The organism is Pseudomonas fluorescens (assembly GCF_004683905.1).
Taxonomy (GTDB): Bacteria; Pseudomonadota; Gammaproteobacteria; order Pseudomonadales; family Pseudomonadaceae; genus Aquipseudomonas; species Aquipseudomonas putida_A.
On sequence record NZ_CP038438.1, the window covers coordinates 5,098,572 to 5,115,896 of the forward strand.

General features: G+C 57.8%; 11 protein-coding genes, 2 tRNA genes and 3 rRNA genes. 5 read left to right on the plus strand and 11 right to left on the minus strand.

The window, feature by feature from the left end; all coding sequences use genetic code 11:
- The first annotated feature begins 42 nt into the window (after positions 1 to 42).
- Complete coding sequence (locus E4T63_RS23485) at positions 43 to 558, plus strand: SET domain-containing protein-lysine N-methyltransferase (protein ID WP_135296565.1); 516 nt, start codon at positions 43 to 45, stop codon at positions 556 to 558.
- 6 nt (positions 559 to 564) lie between these two features.
- On the opposite strand, the gene can is transcribed toward E4T63_RS23485, so the two are convergent.
- A complete protein-coding gene (gene can, locus E4T63_RS23490; RefSeq protein WP_003228196.1) occupies positions 565 to 1,209 on the minus strand; it encodes a carbonate dehydratase in 645 nt (214 codons plus the stop codon).
- Positions 1,210 to 1,349: 140 nt separating this feature from the next.
- Here can and E4T63_RS23495 point away from each other — a divergent pair, with 140 nt between their 5' ends.
- Positions 1,350 to 1,754 carry a hypothetical protein gene (locus tag E4T63_RS23495; RefSeq protein WP_027612254.1) on the plus strand — a complete coding sequence of 135 codons (405 nt, stop codon included), beginning with the start codon at positions 1,350 to 1,352 and terminating at the stop codon, positions 1,752 to 1,754.
- Positions 1,755 to 1,866: 112 nt separating this feature from the next.
- Here the strand turns inward: E4T63_RS23495 and rimI are convergent, their stop codons facing one another.
- Positions 1,867 to 2,319: a ribosomal protein S18-alanine N-acetyltransferase gene (gene rimI / locus E4T63_RS23500; RefSeq protein ID WP_135296566.1), complete on the minus strand. Its 453-nt coding sequence runs from the start codon at positions 2,317 to 2,319 to the stop codon at positions 1,867 to 1,869.
- A complete protein-coding gene (locus E4T63_RS23505) occupies positions 2,312 to 3,058 on the minus strand; it encodes an energy transducer TonB (protein WP_135296950.1) in 747 nt (248 codons plus the stop codon). The genes rimI and E4T63_RS23505 overlap by 8 nt, the downstream gene beginning before the upstream one ends.
- A gap of 232 nt (positions 3,059 to 3,290) precedes the next feature.
- Here E4T63_RS23505 and mksB point away from each other — a divergent pair, with 232 nt between their 5' ends.
- The 3 genes from mksB to mksF are packed head-to-tail and all read left to right on the plus strand — an operon-like array spanning position 3,291 to position 8,099.
- The gene (gene mksB, locus E4T63_RS23510) at positions 3,291 to 4,571 is read left to right on the plus strand and encodes an Mks condensin complex protein MksB (protein WP_167734176.1); all 1,281 of its coding nucleotides are present in this window, start codon (positions 3,291 to 3,293) and stop codon (positions 4,569 to 4,571) included.
- Positions 4,561 to 5,262 (plus strand): Mks condensin complex protein MksE, encoded by a 702-nt coding sequence (gene mksE / locus E4T63_RS23515; RefSeq protein ID WP_016773189.1) that lies wholly within the window; start codon positions 4,561 to 4,563, stop codon positions 5,260 to 5,262. The genes mksB and mksE overlap by 11 nt, the downstream gene beginning before the upstream one ends.
- Positions 5,259 to 8,099, plus strand: coding sequence for an Mks condensin complex protein MksF (gene mksF / locus E4T63_RS23520; protein ID WP_003228206.1), 2,841 nt, complete (start codon positions 5,259 to 5,261; stop codon positions 8,097 to 8,099). Before mksE ends, mksF begins: the two co-directional genes overlap by 4 nt.
- 214 nt (positions 8,100 to 8,313) lie before the next feature.
- Here the strand turns inward: mksF and E4T63_RS23525 are convergent, their stop codons facing one another.
- From E4T63_RS23525 to E4T63_RS23560, 8 genes are all read right to left on the minus strand, one after another.
- Positions 8,314 to 10,617: a PqiB family protein gene (locus E4T63_RS23525; RefSeq protein WP_135296567.1), complete on the minus strand. Its 2,304-nt coding sequence runs from the start codon at positions 10,615 to 10,617 to the stop codon at positions 8,314 to 8,316.
- A complete protein-coding gene (locus E4T63_RS23530; protein ID WP_027612260.1) occupies positions 10,610 to 11,233 on the minus strand; it encodes a paraquat-inducible protein A in 624 nt (207 codons plus the stop codon). Before E4T63_RS23530 ends, E4T63_RS23525 begins: the two co-directional genes overlap by 8 nt.
- Complete coding sequence (locus tag E4T63_RS23535) at positions 11,220 to 11,879, minus strand: paraquat-inducible protein A (RefSeq protein WP_095136780.1); 660 nt, start codon at positions 11,877 to 11,879, stop codon at positions 11,220 to 11,222. Before E4T63_RS23535 ends, E4T63_RS23530 begins: the two co-directional genes overlap by 14 nt.
- A 151-nt stretch (positions 11,880 to 12,030) precedes the next feature.
- Positions 12,031 to 12,146: ribosomal RNA gene (rrf, locus tag E4T63_RS23540) — 5S ribosomal RNA — on the minus strand.
- A 154-nt stretch (positions 12,147 to 12,300) separates the two neighbouring features.
- Positions 12,301 to 15,192: ribosomal RNA gene (locus E4T63_RS23545) — 23S ribosomal RNA — on the minus strand.
- Positions 15,193 to 15,439: 247 nt separating this feature from the next.
- A tRNA-Ala gene (locus tag E4T63_RS23550) sits at positions 15,440 to 15,515 on the minus strand.
- A gap of 29 nt (positions 15,516 to 15,544) precedes the next feature.
- Positions 15,545 to 15,621, minus strand: a tRNA-Ile gene (locus E4T63_RS23555).
- 81 nt (positions 15,622 to 15,702) lie between these two features.
- A 16S ribosomal RNA gene (locus E4T63_RS23560) occupies positions 15,703 to 17,239 on the minus strand.
- The 16S, 23S and 5S rRNA genes sit together here with 2 tRNA genes alongside, the layout of an rRNA operon.
- Between the last annotated feature and the right edge of the window lie 86 nt (positions 17,240 to 17,325).

Here is a 17,325-nt window from a genome sequence, read left to right on the forward strand (position 1 = left end):
GTCAGACCAGGGAAGTCGCAGCATTTGCCGACAGGGACCGTTATGAATAATCAGGCCCATCAACACAACATCCCACGCGACGCACCCGGCATCTACCCGTTTGCCGGATTGCCGGTGCGTCTGGGTTTCCCATCCACCGAGGATTTCGAAATCGTGCAGGACCACCACGGTCACGCGGCAGTGGTGGCGCGCCGGGCGTTCTTGCGCATCACCCGGATGTGTCGGGTATCCGGACAACTGTTGCCCTATCGCTGCCGACAGACGCGTCAGTTACTGGCCGGCATCCATCTCTACGATCCGCGCTTTTGCGGGTTGCTCGAACACGCCTGCGATCCGAATGTGTTTCTGGACATGAGTGAGCTGTGGCTGTGGGCACTTCGCGACATTCAGCCGGGTGAACGCCTGACCATCGACTTCGCCGCCACCGAAGACCGTTTGCTGCAACAGTTCGCCTGCACTTGCGGCTCGCCGCGCTGTCGGGGGTGGATCACCGGCTACGATGAACCACCCACGATCGAGGGCCAGCACTTTCTGCAGCACTGGCGGCATCCACACTGATCGGGATTACAACGCCCCGACCGGACGCAGACGGTATTGCGGCGGCAGTTGCTCGAAACCGCTGATGGTGGTGTTCAGGCTTTTCCAGCGACCGTCCTTGATGCCGTAGATGCAGCCGTGAATCGACAGGCTCTGGCCGCGATGCCAGGCGTTCTGGATGATGCTGGTGTGCGCAACGTTGGCCACTTGCTGGACGACGTTGAGTTCGCACAGCCGATCGACCTGCTCTTCCTCGGTCGGCAGCTTGGCCAGTTCTTCACGTTTTTCGTAGTACAGGTCGCGGATCGAGCGCAGCCAGCCATCGATCAGACCGAACTGGCGATCCTGCATCGAGGCGCGCACACCGCCGCAGCCATAGTGGCCGGTAACCAGGATGTGTTTGACCTTGAGCACATCAACCGCGTACTGGATCACCGACAGGCAATTGAGGTCGGTGTGCAGCACCACGTTGGCGACGTTGCGGTGTACGAACAGATCGCCCGGCAGCATGCCGACGATCTCGTTGGCCGGCACCCGCGCGTCGGAGCAGCCGATCCACAGATATTCCGGGGTCTGCTGTCGCGCCAGCTTGGCGAAGAAATCCGGGTCTTCCTTGGTGATCGCGTCAGCCCAACGCTCGTTGTTATCAATCAGGTCTTGTAAGTCGTGCATGGTTAAGGCCTCAAGAAAGATGCGCTGGTATGACAGACGACCGCCCGTCGGGGTCACGCAAGAACCGCAGGTGTTTTTCTTTGGAATTCTCGGGTGCCCGGTGAGTCCACTCAGTAAGGCCCACAGTATGAGGATTTGCCATGACTGATTCACGACGTCCGTTCGATGCGGTGCAACCGGAACCCATCGATGACAACGAAGACCGCATGGGCTCGGTGCATGAGCTGGATTTCGATGAAGACGAACCCAGCGCGAAAATCGGTGACGAGATTCCGGAACGTGAACGCGAGCAACTGATGCCCGCTGAACGGGTGCGCGAGGCCGGGCTTACCGGTGCATCGACGGCTGATCATGAACCGACCGACGATGACTTGAGCCCGGAAACACTGATTCACGAGGATGGCGCACGCGATGCCGAAGAGGCTGGCGAGGGCAATCAGGCCGATTGGGATCTGAGCATTGTCGACGAGGACGACATCGGCGGCGGCAATGGTCTGGATGAGGCGGAGCTGGCGCGGCGTGATCCGCTGGATGGCAATCGCTGATCTGTATTGCCTGTAAGGACGCCTTCGCGAGCAAGCCCGCTCCCACAGAGAATTGAGACTCGGCTCAAAACCAATGTGGGAGCGGGCTTGCTCGCGAAGCTTTTAAACAAGATCAGTCGACCAGGGTGCAGGCCATCACTACGGCGTCTTCGCGCCCGCCCACCGCCGGATAATAATCGCGACGCCGGCCAATCTCATTGAAACCATACCGCTCGTACAACCTGAACGCTGCAGTATTGCTGTCGCGCACTTCCAGGAAACACTCCCGCGCAGAAGCCGCATAAGCCCGCGACATCAGATGCTCAAGCAGCGCCAGCCCCAGCCCACGCCCCTGACTCTCCGGTTTGACCGTGATGTTCAGCAGGTGCGCCTCGTCGAGAATGATCTGCACAACTCCGTGGCCGACCTGCTGCTGGCCTTCGAACATCAGCCAGATCTGGTATTTGCCCAGCCCGTCGAGAAAAATCCCGCGCGTCCAGGGATGGCTGTACGCCGCGTATTCGATCTTCAATACCGCGTCCAGGTCCGCCTCGGTCATTGGGCGGAACGATACAGCTTCACTCATTCGATGGTTTCCAGCGCGCCATCAGCCGACGCATGGCTTGCCACACAGCGGCTTTGCGCTGTGGCTCTTCCATTAACAATTCCAGACCGGGGATGGCCCATGCCAGGCCCAGGCCTTCGATCTGCAATTCACTATTGAACGCTTCGGCGTCCGCTTCACCGGCAAAGCGTATTGACGGAAGGCCGATCAGCCACAGGCAGGCGCAGGGTGCCGCTTCCATCTGTACCGAGAGGAAACCCTGAACAAAGTCGCGCGCCGCTTCCGGGCCCTGATCCATGGTGCCGCGGTTCAGCCACGGCCAGCGCACCGGCTCGCCGACGATTTGTGGCGCATCCGGCAGACCGGCGGCGCGCAACATGTCTTTAAGCAGTAGATAGGCCGGATCGCGGCTCTGGAACGCTTCGCCTGTGGGTAACTCGACCAGCAGCAGGCAAGCCCCGGCGCGCAGCAACTGCAGGGCAAAACGCGGTGGCGGCACGGGCGCGGGTCTGGCGACAACTGGCGCCTCCTCGACCTCTTCCACCGGTTTGGCGCCATTGCGGGTACTGGCGAGCGACGGGCGTGGCACTTCGATCTTCGGCCGTTCGACCGGACGGGCGGCAGGCTGCACCGGAGCTTCGGCCTGCACAACCGGCATCACCACGACCTCTGGCTCAGGCTCGGGCATGTCCAGCAGCTCGGGCCGCGACGGGGCGGCGAAAGGCAATTCGGTGCGCGGCAGCCAGTTGACCACCTGCATGGCGTTCAAATAGGCGCGGCGGCGGGACTCGATAAGCAAAGGGTCGGCCACTTGTGGATAACTGAAGTGGGCTGATTCTACAGCCCTTCGTTCAAGATCGCTTGCTGTTGATCGATAGCCTTTACCGGGCTCGCTCCCTGAGAAAATGCGACAGCCCGTCCCGAGAGTGAATCGCATCCCTCGTGATGCAGTACAATCGCGGCTTTTAATCGCCAACCAGCCGGCCATTCCGATGATCGAACCCAAGCGCGTCTTGCGCGCCCTCGCTGAACACTGGGCACTTCTGGAGCCACTGTGCGAGCACTTCGACCAAGGCACCCTGAGCCTCAACGAACTGCGCACGCAATTGGCTGCCCAACAACTGGACAGCACGCCGCAGGACATCACCAGCCTGCTCGACGTGTGGATTCGCCTCGACATTCTGGTGCCCGTGGCGAAAAGCCCGAACCGTTTCGAGCTCAACGCGCAGATCCACGACTTCCTCGCCTACCTGCGCCGTGAGCACCGTCTGGGCCTGTGCCTGGAGATCGAAGCCTATCTGCGCCACCTCGAACGTCTGGCCGGCTACATTCAGGACGCGTTCGATGTGCGCGACGGCAACGACCTCGCCCGTCAGTTGCGTTTGCTCGACATGCGCGTGCGCGACGTGCTGAAGAAACTCGACAACGACGAGCAGGCACTGGTCGCCGTGGCCGAACGGGCCAAGACCAGCGACCGGCAGATTCCGCTGCGTCAGCGATACGCCGAAGTGTTGGCGACGTGGGACGAATACGTCGAGCCGATGATCGACCTGGTGAACGCCGACGGCGCCTTCGAACAAGGCGTGCGCAAGGTCGAAACCGTGCTGCTGAAGATGCTCAGCGAACAGCAGCGCCTCGGCCATCTGGTCGATGACGACATGCTGCTGCGCACCCACGCGCGCATCCTCGAAATGCAGACCAGCGCCCAGTTGACCCTGCGCCACGCCCGCGAACTGCTGCTGCCGCTGCGTGAAGAGGCGCGCCGGCACAACGCCGTGACCCGTGGTGCAGCGCTGGCGCTGGCGGCGATTCGCCGCAAAGGCATCGACGCCGTGCCGCAAGCGGCGATGCCGCTGTTCACCCGGCCGCAAAGCACCTTCCTCGGCAGCGCCAGTCAGGTCGAGGCCTACGTCTACGCCCTGGCGCGTTTCGAGCCGAAACCGGCGCGTTTCCCCAAGGCGCACAAGACCCAGAAGTCCGGCGATGCGCCGCGTGCACCGCGCACCGTGCGCGAGATGGTCGAGCGTTGCGAAGAGTCCCTGCCGATGCCGGATCTGATGACCTGGTTGCTGGAGCAGGAACCGGACGGCGCCACCGACGAATTGCTCTACTGGTTCTCGCGTCTGTCGCGGGAAAAACGCTTCACCCGCGAGCGTCTGGAACGCCGCGAATACCACACTCACGAGCACCAGGTCAGCCTGCGCTCCTTCGCCCTGCTCTCGGCCCGCGACTCCGCCGCCGAGGATTCTGCGAGCATCCCCAATGCATCTTGATCTATCCGAACTGTCCCAACTGGCGCCGATCTTCCGCGAGCTGTTCAAGGGCTATCACGTCAGCCGCCGCGACCCGGAGTTGTACGCGCAACTGTCGAACTTCCAGGATCAATACCGCACGCTGTTCAAGGCGCTGGGGTTCGAGCTGGTCTGCGACACCCGTGGTTTCTACTACTTCGTGCCGGACATGGCCGCTGCGGCGGTGAACAAGACTGCTCAGCGTCTGGCGCTGTTCACCTTCATTCTCGTCGAGCACCTGGCCGATCAGGGCCGCGATCCGATCGCCGTGCTCGACGGCGGCAGCCTCGGCCGCGAAGAATTGCCGTCGTTGCTGGACAAATACCGCGACCTGTTCATCCAGGCCGAAGTGCAGACCGTCGAAGAACTGGAAGAAAAAATCATGCGTCGCATGACCCAGCTCGGTTTCGCCGGCGAAGAAAACGGCGTGTACCGTTTCCTGCCGCCGATGCACCGTTTCCTCGATGTGTGCCTGTCGGTGCAGCAGGACCGCGATCTGGCGGCCAGCGTACACAGCGTGCTGCCGCTGCCGGCACCGGTGCTGATCGACGAAGAGGCCGAAGCCAAATTCCTCGAGACCGACGATCCGCTTGATCTCAGCGAATTTGAGGAAGAGAGCGAAGAAGACGCACTGGCCCGGGCCATTGCCGAAGAACAGGAGTCCGACGCATGAGCCAGGAACGCTACGGCATCCGCCGCTTTGCCCTTTTGAACACCGCCGGTTACAGCCTCGGCCTGTTCCCGCTGGAAGAACCGTTGTCGGTCTACGGCGCGAACAACCTCGGGAAATCGGCGTCGATCAACGCCTTGCAGTTCCCGATTCTGGCGCGCATGTCGGACATGAGTTTCGGCAAGTACAGCCTGGAACAATCGCGGCGCTTCTACTTTGCTTCCGACACCAGTTACATCCTCGTCGAAGTCAATCTACCGCACGGCCCACACGTGATCGGCGTGGTCGGTCGTGGCCCGGGCGGTGGTTTCGGTCACCAGTTCTTCGCCTACGCCGGCAAGCTCGATCTGGCGCATTACCAGAAGAACGACACTTGCCTGCGTCAAAAAGAACTGTTCAGCAACCTTGAGAAAGAAGGCCTGAAAGCCTACGAACTCAAGCCGGACGAACTGCGTCGTTTGCTGGTGGGCGGTCACACGTCGATCCCGCTGGACCTGACCCTGATTCCGCTGCGCTCCACCAGCGAGCAGAGCCTGAAGACCTTCCGCGCGCTGTTCATCAACCTGCTGCACATGCGCGAAATCACTGCGGCCAAGCTCAAGCAGTTGTTCCTCGATGCCTTCGAGCACAGCCTGCGTTCCGGCAGCGTCGACTACATCGCCGCGTGCGAAGAAGCCTTCCGCGATGTGCGCCGGATGGAGCAGGACTACAACTCGCTGGTCGCTGCCGGCCCATTGGTCGAAGCTCTGGCCAACGGCGTGAAACAGCGCGATGTGCTGCGTGGCAAACTGCATCGCCTGTCGCCGTTGCTCGACTCGTTGCTCGGCACCTGGTCGGATTACGCCACGGCACGCAAGGAAGAGCTGACCATTCAGGCCGAGCACTACCGTCGCGAGCAGGATGATCTGCAAAACGATCAGCGCGGTGGCACGCAGGAGCTGATGCGTCTGGAGCGGGAGATCTCCGGCATTCAGCGCTGGCTCGGTGAGTTGTCGGTGCTGAAGAACCGCTTCGCGCTGGTCGATGACGTCAAAGTGCTGGAGCAACAACTGCTCGCGGCCAAGGACGCGCACGACGAACTGGCTGGTGCGCTGGCACAGTCCCGGCAGTTCAGCGCCGAGGATCTGGAAGAACGTCTGCGCGATCTGGAAAAACGCCTGAAGTCGGTGAAGCAGCAACTCGATCACGCCGACAACAACAGCTACGCCCGCCTGCGCGAAGAGTTCTCGCAGCAGGACGTCGAGCGCCTGATGCGTCTGTTCAACAGCGCGCTGTTCAGCCTGCCGCTGGGCGAACATGGCATCACCCTCGACGAGGATGGCGAGTGGGTCAAATCGGTCGAGCTGATCCTCGATGGCTTCAAGGGCGAGCGTTTCGAAGTGCCGGGGCTGTCGATCGACATCTCGCACATCGAGCCGCCGGCTCTGCAAGCGCTGGCCGACCGCGCCGCGCTGCGTGACCAAAAAGAGCGTCTGGAAAAAGAACTCAAGCAGCTCAAGACTCAGCAAGCCGTGGCCGCCGACCGCGCCGCGAGCAAGACCCAGACCGAAGCGCTGTACCAGCAAGTGCTGGATGCGCAGAAAGCCCTGGAAGATTTCCGTCGCACCCAGACCCTGAGCGCCGAAGAAGGCGACAAGCTTGAGCAGTTGGCGCAGATGGAAGCGGCGCAGGACGAACTCAAGCGCTCCAGCGATGCGTTCACCGAGCGCGTCCAGCAACTGTCGGCCAAGTTGCAACTGGTCGGTCGGCAGATCGCGGATATGGAAGCCAAGCAGCGCACCCTCGATGACGCCCTGCGCCGCCGTCAGCTGCTGCCGGCGGACCTGCCGTTCGGTACGCCGTTCATGGATCCGGTCGACGATTCGATGGACAACCTGCTGCCGCTGCTGAACGACTATCAGGACAGCTGGCAAGGCTTGCTGCGCGCTGACGGGCAGATCGAAGCGCTGTACGCGCAGGTGCGCCTCAAAGGCGTGGCCAAGTTCGACAGCGAAGACGACATGGAGCGCCGTCTGTCGCTGCTGATCAACGCTTACGCGCACCGTACCGACGAAGCCCTGACGCTGGGCAAGGCCCGGCGTGCGGCGGTCACCGACATCGCCCGGACCCTGCGCAACATCCGCAGCGACTACGACAGCCTCGAGCATCAACTGGCGCTGTTCAACCGCGAGATCAACAAGCGTCAGGTGTCCAACCTGCAGAGCTTCCGCATCGTGCTCGCGCCGAACAAGGAAGCGCTCAAGCACATCGATCAGATCATCCACAGCGCCGGTCAGTACGAAGAAGGCGAAACCCTGTCGGTGTTCGATCTGAGCCAAAGCGCGGAACAGGACAACAAGAACGAAGAGGCCAAGGAGTACCTGGCGCGGCTGGTGGCGGCGAACCACAACCAGCTCGGTCTCAAGGACTTGTTCGAACTGGCGTTCGAGATCACCAAGGTCAACGGTCAGCCGGTGATTCACACCGACATCGACGGCGCGGCGTCCAACGGCACCACCATGACCATCAAGGCGCTGACCAACATGTACTTGTTGCTGCACTTGATGGACCGTGATCTGGCCGGTCGCGTGCGCCTGCCGTACTACCTCGACGAGGCGGCGGACATCGACGAGAAGAACCAGGCAGCGCTGCTGGAAACCAGCCTGCAATTGGGCTTCGTGCCGATTCTAGCGAGTGTGAAGCCGCAAGTCTGCGCCAGTGTCGCCATCGACCTGGAGGGCGGCAGCGGCCCGGCGGGGATCTACATCGACGAGGCGGACTGGAAGTACATCCGCCGGCATGATGTGGTGAAGGCCACCGTCAATGTGCAAGCCGATGAGCCGGAGCTGGATGAGGTTTGATCGACTTTAGCTGAAAACCAAAAAGGGCCGCGATCTGTTGGGATCGCGGCCCTTTTTTATGGCTTTGGGTTTGTGCTGATTAGGAGGACCTCATCGCTGGCAAGCCAGCTCCCACAGGTTTTTGCGTTGAATACACATTCTGTATACGACACGAACCCTGTGGGAGCGGGCTTGCCCGCGAAGGCGTCCTTCCAGACGCCACATCAATGGCGGGTTATTTACCGAGCGAAATCTTCGGCGCCCAGGTCAGCCACTCATCTTCGAACTTGTCGAACAACGGGAACGTCTGCTCAGCCCGTGCCGGGGTGCCCATGCGCTCACCGTCCGGCGTAGCGAAGGCGATACCACCCTGAATCGCCGTCTCCAGCGACTCCGTGCGCACCGTCAGACCATTGAACAAGCCGATGTCGAAACCAACGCCGCTGGTGTTCCAGAATCGGCTGCCACTGCGCACCAACGGCGCGTATTTCGGCTCGATCAAAATGTGCACCAACACCCGGTCAGCCGTCTGGCCCAGTTCGTAACCGGTGACCTTGCCCACGGTGATTTCGCGGTAGGTCACGGGTACGCCCGGTTTCAGCGAGCCACGGCGCGCGGCGCTCAACACCAGACTCAAGCCAGCCTCCTGCTTGCTCACTTCCGGCGGACTGGCCAGCGCAACGAAGTTCTTCTGCGGGCCGAGATTTTTCGCCGCCGGCTGCACTTCCACATACTGCCCGGTGACCAGGGTTTCCAGGTTCTGGTTCTTGATCAACCCCAACTCCGGCTTGACCACCCAGAACTGACTGCCGACCCGCGCAATGCGCTCCGGCACTTCGGTGATCCGCGCGGTAATCATCACGGCTTGCAGATCGTCGGTCAGATCGACGTCTTCAATCTTGCCGACATCCAGGCCTTTGAAACGAATCGGTGTGCCCGGACGCAAACCATCGGCGCGGTCGACCTTGATCGTCACCAGCGTGCCTTTCTGGTTGGCCTCGTCATGGTTGGCGAACAGACGGAAGCGCGGAATACGCTTTTGCAGCGGCGCTTTGGCTTGCGGTGTTTCGAAAGCGATACCGCCGGCCATCAACGTCTGCAAGGACTCGCTCTTCACTTGAATACCACCCGTAAGACCACCGGTGAGGGTGATGCCGCTGACATTCCAGAAGCGTGTCGACGCGTTGACCAGGCTTTCGTATTCCTTCTCGATATGCACGCCAATGACGATTTGCTTTTTGGTCTTGGAGAACTGATAGCTCTGTACCGAACCGACCTTGACCTGTTTGTACAGAATCGGACTGCCGACTTCGATCGAACCGAGAACATCGGTGAACAGCACCAGATGCAGACCCGGCGAACGCAGATCCAGCGGCGGCGCTTTTGGCCGCGCCTCGAATTCGCGTTTCGGCGCGGCACCTTTGTCGCCCGGACGCACGGCAATGTAGTTACCTTTCACCAACGCTTCGAGTCCGGTGATACCGGCCAGGGAAATCGACGGTTTGACCACCCAGAACTGCGTGCCTTCGACCAGATAGTCTTCGGCCAGAGGATCCAGCGTCAGCTCGGCCGTGGCGCTGTTCAGATCCGGATCGATTTTCAACGCTTTCATGTTGCCGACCTGAATGCCCTTGTACATCACCGGCGTACGGCCGGCCTGCAAGCCTTCGAAGTCACTGAGTTTGACCTTGACCCGAATACCGGCAGCGGCGGCGTCGAAGTCCTCATAGAGACGGAACGGCAGGCTTGGATCGGTGGGCGGACTGTCCTTGCGATTCTCTGGTGTGGCGAAGGCGATGCCGCCGGCGACGATGCTCGCCAGAGACTCGCTGCGTACTTTCACCCCGGACAGGTTGGCGTCGATGCTGATGCCGCTGGCATTCCAGAAACGCGTGTGTTTGCGCACCAGTTTGGCGTAGGTCGGCTCGATGAACACTTTGAGCTCAACGGTGCTCTGGTCTTCAGACAGCACGTAGCTTTTGATCTGACCGACTTTGATCTGCTTGTAGAACACCGGACTGCCGCGGTTCAGCGAACCGAGGCGATCGGCCTTGATCGTCAGGTGCAGGCCGGGCTTGGAGTCCGATAGCGGCGGCTCCTCGGCCAGCGCCTTGAACTTGCGGGTCGGCTCGCCTTCACCGGGACTGATGGCCACGTAGTTACCTGAAACCAGGGTTTCCAGACCGGTGATGCCGGCCAGGGTCACGCTCGGTTTCACCAGCCAGAAACGCGTGCTGGTCTTGAGGTACTGCTCGACGTCCTTGTTCATCTCGACGGTGGCAATCACCCCTTTGGAGTTGCCCTCGTCATCAAGCTTGAGCGTCTTCACCTTACCCACCGGCATGCCCTTGTAGACCACTTCGGTCTTGTTGGCCTGGATGCCTTCACCGCTTTCGAAACGCACCTGAATCTCGATGCCGGTTTCGTTATAGGCACGCCAGCCGAGCCAGCCACCGATGATCAGGGCAATCAGAGGCAGTACCCAAATGGCAGACCAGTTCGAGGCCGGTCGGGTTTTCGCTACAGGCAAATCAGTCATGGTCGTCGTCCGACTCCGTGTTATCCCAAATCAGTCGGGGATCGAAAGTTACTGCGGCAAGCATCGTCAGAATCACCACACTGGCGAAGGCGATGGCGCCAAGGTTGGCTTCGACACTGGCAAGCCGGCCGAAGTTGACGACCGCCACCAGAATGGCGATCACAAAGATGTCGAGCATCGACCAACGACCGATGAACTCGATGAAGCGGTACATCCAAATCCGCTGCCGCGCGGACAACGGCTGACGTCGCTGCACCGAAAACAGCAGCAGTGCGATGCCCACCAGTTTGAAGGTCGGCACCAGAATACTGGCGATGAACACCACGGCGGCAATCGGGATCATGCCGTGCTGCACCAACTGGATCACGCCGGACATGATGGTGCTCGGGTCGCCCTGCCCCAGCGAACTGACCGTCATGATCGGCAACACATTGGCCGGGATATAGATGATCGCAGCCGTGATCAGCAGGGCCCAGGTTCGGGCCAGACTGTTCGGACGACGAGCGTGAACCAGCGCACCGCAGCGGGTGCAGGTCTGCTCGTCGGTGTCCGCATCCCGTTTGTTCAATTCATGGCATTCGGTACAGATCAGAATGCCCGCATCAATCGCCCGCATGGGCATCCTCTCCTGATAACGCCTGCCAGATCTGATGCGGTGACATCACCACTTCCAGCCAGACCTGAACCAACAACAAACCGATGAAACACGCCAGACCGAGGCCGACGGTGATGGCCGCCATGTCCGCCAGTTTGACGATCGCCACGAGGACGCCCATGAGGTAAACCTCGAGCATTCCCCAGTCTTTGAGGTGGTGATAAATGCGGTAGAGCAATAAGCCGTAACTGCGTCCGACGTTGAATCGAATCGTCAGCAAAACGAATAACTGGCACAGCAACTTCAGCAACGGAATAGCCATACTGCACAGGAATACAACGATCGAAACGCCCTGCATGTCCGTATTGAACAAGCCGAGCACGCCGCTCCAGACCGTATCCTGCGAAGATTGTCCGAGGATATTGAGTTGCATGATGGGTAAAAAGTTTGCCGGGATGTACAGCAATAATGCTGCGATCACCAAGGCAAGGCTGCGCTGCACCACATTATGGCGATGGGCGTACAACTCGTAACCGCAGCGCGGGCAGAGTGCTTTCTCGCCATGGGCAAGCTTGGGCTTGCGCATCAGCAGGTCGCACTCATGACAGGCCACCAAGTCTTCCAGCGGTAAATCTGACAGCCCTTGGGCGTCAACCGGATTTGACATAAAGGCTCTGGCTCCGAAGAAGATGGGGGGTTATTCTAGTGTTCTGATTCGAAAATAACTGTGCAAAATTGTTCGCTGCCTAAGTAAAAATACTTTCCTGCGGGCAAAACAAAACCCCAACTGCTTTCGCAATTGGGGTTTCGGAATTTAATCTTGACGATGACCTACTCTCACATGGGGAAACCCCACACTACCATCGGCGATGCATCGTTTCACTTCTGAGTTCGGGATGGGATCAGGTGGTTCCAACGCTCTATGGTCGTCAAGAAATTCGGGTACTGACTCGTGACCGGTTGGCCTCGCTTCAGCAAATCGGGTATGTGATACAGGTGTTTTGTGAGCATCGCGAACTTTCGGTTCATTGCGTCTTCACACACCGCAATCTGGTCTCTTTCGAGCATGCAGATTGCTTGGGTGTTATATGGTCAAGCCTCACGGGCAATTAGTATTGGTTAGCTCAACGCCTCACAGCGCTTACACACCCAACCTATCAACGTCGTAGTCTTCGACGGCCCTTCAGGGAACTCAAGGTTCCAGTGAGATCTCATCTTGAGGCAAGTTTCCCGCTTAGATGCTTTCAGCGGTTATCTTTCCCGAACATAGCTACCCGGCAATGCCACTGGCGTGACAACCGGAACACCAGAGGTTCGTCCACTCCGGTCCTCTCGTACTAGGAGCAGCCCCTCTCAAATCTCAAACGTCCACGGCAGATAGGGACCGAACTGTCTCACGACGTTCTAAACCCAGCTCGCGTACCACTTTAAATGGCGAACAGCCATACCCTTGGGACCGGCTTCAGCCCCAGGATGTGATGAGCCGACATCGAGGTGCCAAACACCGCCGTCGATATGAACTCTTGGGCGGTATCAGCCTGTTATCCCCGGAGTACCTTTTATCCGTTGAGCGATGGCCCTTCCATACAGAACCACCGGATCACTAAGACCTACTTTCGTACCTGCTCGACGTGTCTGTCTCGCAGTCAAGCGCGCTTTTGCCTTTATACTCTACGACCGATTTCCGACCGGTCTGAGCGCACCTTCGTACTCCTCCGTTACTCTTTAGGAGGAGACCGCCCCAGTCAAACTACCCACCATACACTGTCCTCGATCCGGATAACGGACCTGAGTTAGAACCTCAAAGTTGCCAGGGTGGTATTTCAAGGATGGCTCCACGCGAACTGGCGTCCACGCTTCAAAGCCTCCCACCTATCCTACACAAGCAAATTCAAAGTCCAGTGCAAAGCTATAGTAAAGGTTCACGGGGTCTTTCCGTCTAGCCGCGGATACACTGCATCTTCACAGCGATTTCAATTTCACTGAGTCTCGGGTGGAGACAGCGCCGCCATCGTTACGCCATTCGTGCAGGTCGGAACTTACCCGACAAGGAATTTCGCTACCTTAGGACCGTTATAGTTACGGCCGCCGTTTACCGGGGCTTCGATCAAGAGCTTCGCGTTAGCTAACCCCATCAATTAACCTTCCGGCACCGGGCAGGCGTCACACCCTATACGTCCACTTTCGTGTTTGCAGAGTGCTGTGTTTTTAATAAACAGTCGCAGCGGCCTGGTATCTTCGACCGGCATGAGCTTACGGAGCAAGTCCTTCACCCTCACCGGCGCACCTTCTCCCGAAGTTACGGTGCCATTTTGCCTAGTTCCTTCACCCGAGTTCTCTCAAGCGCCTTGGTATTCTCTACCCAACCACCTGTGTCGGTTTGGGGTACGGTTCCTGGTTATCTGAAGCTTAGAAGCTTTTCTTGGAAGCATGGCATCAACCACTTCGTCACCTAAAAGGTAACTCGTCATCAGCTCTCGGCCTTAAGATCCCGGATTTACCTAAGATCTCAGCCTACCACCTTAAACTTGGACAACCAACGCCAAGCTGGCCTAGCCTTCTCCGTCCCTCCATCGCAATAACCAGAAGTACAGGAATATTAACCTGTTTTCCATCGACTACGCTTTTCAGCCTCGCCTTAGGGACCGACTAACCCTGCGTCGATTAACGTTGCGCAGGAAACCTTGGTCTTTCGGCGTGGGTGTTTTTCACACCCATTGTCGTTACTCATGTCAGCATTCGCACTTCTGATACCTCCAGCAAGCTTCTCAACTCACCTTCACAGGCTTACAGAACGCTCCTCTACCGCATCACTTGCGTGATACCCGTAGCTTCGGTGTATGGTTTGAGCCCCGTTACATCTTCCGCGCAGGCCGACTCGACTAGTGAGCTATTACGCTTTCTTTAAAGGGTGGCTGCTTCTAAGCCAACCTCCTAGCTGTCTAAGCCTTCCCACATCGTTTCCCACTTAACCATAACTTTGGGACCTTAGCTGACGGTCTGGGTTGTTTCCCTTTTCACGACGGACGTTAGCACCCGCCGTGTGTCTCCCATGCTCGGCACTTGTAGGTATTCGGAGTTTGCATCGGTTTGGTAAGTCGGGATGACCCCCTAGCCGAAACAGTGCTCTACCCCCTACAGTGATACATGAGGCGCTACCTAAATAGCTTTCGAGGAGAACCAGCTATCTCCGAGCTTGATTAGCCTTTCACTCCGATCCACAGGTCATCCGCTAACTTTTCAACGGTAGTCGGTTCGGTCCTCCAGTCAGTGTTACCTAACCTTCAACCTGCCCATGGATAGATCGCCCGGTTTCGGGTCTATTCCCAGCGACTAGACGCCCTATTAAGACTCGCTTTCGCTACGCCTCCCCTATTCGGTTAAGCTCGCCACTGAAAATAAGTCGCTGACCCATTATACAAAAGGTACGCAGTCACCCAACAAAGTGGGCTCCCACTGCTTGTACGCATACGGTTTCAGGATCTATTTCACTCCCCTCTCCGGGGTTCTTTTCGCCTTTCCCTCACGGTACTAGTTCACTATCGGTCAGTCAGTAGTATTTAGCCTTGGAGGATGGTCCCCCCATATTCAGACAAAGTTTCTCGTGCTCCGTCCTACTCGATTTCATGACTAAGAGACTTTCGCGTACAGGGCTATCACCCACTATGGCCGCACTTTCCAGAGCGTTCCGCTAATCTCAAAGCCACTTAAGGGCTAGTCCCCGTTCGCTCGCCACTACTAAGGGAATCTCGGTTGATTTCTTTTCCTCAGGGTACTTAGATGTTTCAGTTCCCCTGGTTCGCCTCTTGCACCTATGTATTCAGTACAAGATAACCATCTTATGATGGCTGGGTTCCCCCATTCAGACATCTCCGGATCAAAGTCTGTTTGCCGACTCCCCGAAGCTTTTCGCAGGCTACCACGTCTTTCATCGCCTCTGACTGCCAAGGCATCCACCGTATGCGCTTCTTCACTTGACCATATAACCCCAAGCAATCTGGTTATACTGTGAAGACGACATTCGCCGAAAATTCGCAAAACTCTTAAGAGTCACTCACAAATTTTACCTTAGCCTGATCCGTTACCAGTGAAAGTAACGTTCAGTCTATCTTTCTATCACATACCCAAATTTTTAAAGAACGATCTAATCAAAAGACTAGAAATCAGCATTCACCATCACAGCGATGGAATGCTCATTTCTAAGCTTTCAAACTTCAGAAGCAGTGGTGGTGGAGCCAAGCGGGATCGAACCGCTGACCTCCTGCGTGCAAGGCAGGCGCTCTCCCAGCTGAGCTATGGCCCCGTATTTCTACAGGTTTCCCACACAAAAATTGGTGGGTCTGGGCAGATTCGAACTGCCGACCTCACCCTTATCAGGGGTGCGCTCTAACCAACTGAGCTACAGACCCAATTTCGGGCTGCTTCTATCGTCTTCTTCAATGAATCAAGCAATTCGTGTGGGAACTTATGGAGCAGCTGATGTCGTCGATTAAGGAGGTGATCCAGCCGCAGGTTCCCCTACGGCTACCTTGTTACGACTTCACCCCAGTCATGAATCACACCGTGGTAACCGTCCTCCCGAAGGTTAGACTAGCTACTTCTGGTGCAACCCACTCCCATGGTGTGACGGGCGGTGTGTACAAGGCCCGGGAACGTATTCACCGCGACATTCTGATTCGCGATTACTAGCGATTCCGACTTCACGCAGTCGAGTTGCAGACTGCGATCCGGACTACGATCGGTTTTGTGGGATTAGCTCCACCTCGCGGCTTGGCAACCCTCTGTACCGACCATTGTAGCACGTGTGTAGCCCAGGCCGTAAGGGCCATGATGACTTGACGTCATCCCCACCTTCCTCCGGTTTGTCACCGGCAGTCTCCTTAGAGTGCCCACCATAACGTGCTGGTAACTAAGGACAAGGGTTGCGCTCGTTACGGGACTTAACCCAACATCTCACGACACGAGCTGACGACAGCCATGCAGCACCTGTCTCAATGTTCCCGAAGGCACCAATCCATCTCTGGAAAGTTCATTGGATGTCAAGGCCTGGTAAGGTTCTTCGCGTTGCTTCGAATTAAACCACATGCTCCACCGCTTGTGCGGGCCCCCGTCAATTCATTTGAGTTTTAACCTTGCGGCCGTACTCCCCAGGCGGTCAACTTAATGCGTTAGCTGCGCCACTAAGAGCTCAAGGCTCCCAACGGCTAGTTGACATCGTTTACGGCGTGGACTACCAGGGTATCTAATCCTGTTTGCTCCCCACGCTTTCGCACCTCAGTGTCAGTATCAGTCCAGGTGGTCGCCTTCGCCACTGGTGTTCCTTCCTATATCTACGCATTTCACCGCTACACAGGAAATTCCACCACCCTCTACCATACTCTAGCTTGCCAGTTTTGGATGCAGTTCCCAGGTTGAGCCCGGGGATTTCACATCCAACTTAACAAACCACCTACGCGCGCTTTACGCCCAGTAATTCCGATTAACGCTTGCACCCTCTGTATTACCGCGGCTGCTGGCACAGAGTTAGCCGGTGCTTATTCTGTCGGTAACGTCAAAATTGCAGAGTATTAATCTACAACCCTTCCTCCCAACTTAAAGTGCTTTACAATCCGAAGACCTTCTTCACACACGCGGCATGGCTGGATCAGGCTTTCGCCCATTGTCCAATATTCCCCACTGCTGCCTCCCGTAGGAGTCTGGACCGTGTCTCAGTTCCAGTGTGACTGATCATCCTCTCAGACCAGTTACGGATCGTCGCCTTGGTGAGCCATTACCTCACCAACTAGCTAATCCGACCTAGGCTCATCTGATAGCGCAAGGCCCGAAGGTCCCCTGCTTTCTCCCGTAGGACGTATGCGGTATTAGCGTTCCTTTCGAAACGTTGTCCCCCACTACCAGGCAGATTCCTAGGCATTACTCACCCGTCCGCCGCTGAATCCAGGAGCAAGCTCCTTTCATCCGCTCGACTTGCATGTGTTAGGCCTGCCGCCAGCGTTCAATCTGAGCCATGATCAAACTCTTCAGTTCAAACATCTTTGGGTTTTTAAGAAACCCTAAACTTGGCTCAGCAATCGTTGGTTACATCTTTGATTTCTCGCGGAGTAACTTGTGAT

Coding starts and splice junctions, on each gene's coding strand:
- E4T63_RS23495 (WP_027612254.1), top strand. CDS start 1,350: ATGACTGATTCACGACGTCCGTTCGATGCGGTGCAACCGGAACCCATC.
- rimI (WP_135296566.1), bottom strand. CDS start 2,319: ATGAGTGAAGCTGTATCGTTCCGCCCAATGACCGAGGCGGACCTGGAC.
- mksB (WP_167734176.1), top strand. CDS start 3,291: ATGATCGAACCCAAGCGCGTCTTGCGCGCCCTCGCTGAACACTGGGCA.
- E4T63_RS23505 (WP_135296950.1), bottom strand. CDS start 3,058: ATGCAGGTGGTCAACTGGCTGCCGCGCACCGAATTGCCTTTCGCCGCC.
- E4T63_RS23530 (WP_027612260.1), bottom strand. CDS start 11,233: ATGCGGGCGATTGATGCGGGCATTCTGATCTGTACCGAATGCCATGAA.
- E4T63_RS23525 (WP_135296567.1), bottom strand. CDS start 10,617: ATGACTGATTTGCCTGTAGCGAAAACCCGACCGGCCTCGAACTGGTCT.
- E4T63_RS23485 (WP_135296565.1), top strand. CDS start 43: ATGAATAATCAGGCCCATCAACACAACATCCCACGCGACGCACCCGGC.
- E4T63_RS23535 (WP_095136780.1), bottom strand. CDS start 11,879: ATGTCAAATCCGGTTGACGCCCAAGGGCTGTCAGATTTACCGCTGGAA.
- can (WP_003228196.1), bottom strand. CDS start 1,209: ATGCACGACTTACAAGACCTGATTGATAACAACGAGCGTTGGGCTGAC.
- mksF (WP_003228206.1), top strand. CDS start 5,259: ATGAGCCAGGAACGCTACGGCATCCGCCGCTTTGCCCTTTTGAACACC.
- mksE (WP_016773189.1), top strand. CDS start 4,561: ATGCATCTTGATCTATCCGAACTGTCCCAACTGGCGCCGATCTTCCGC.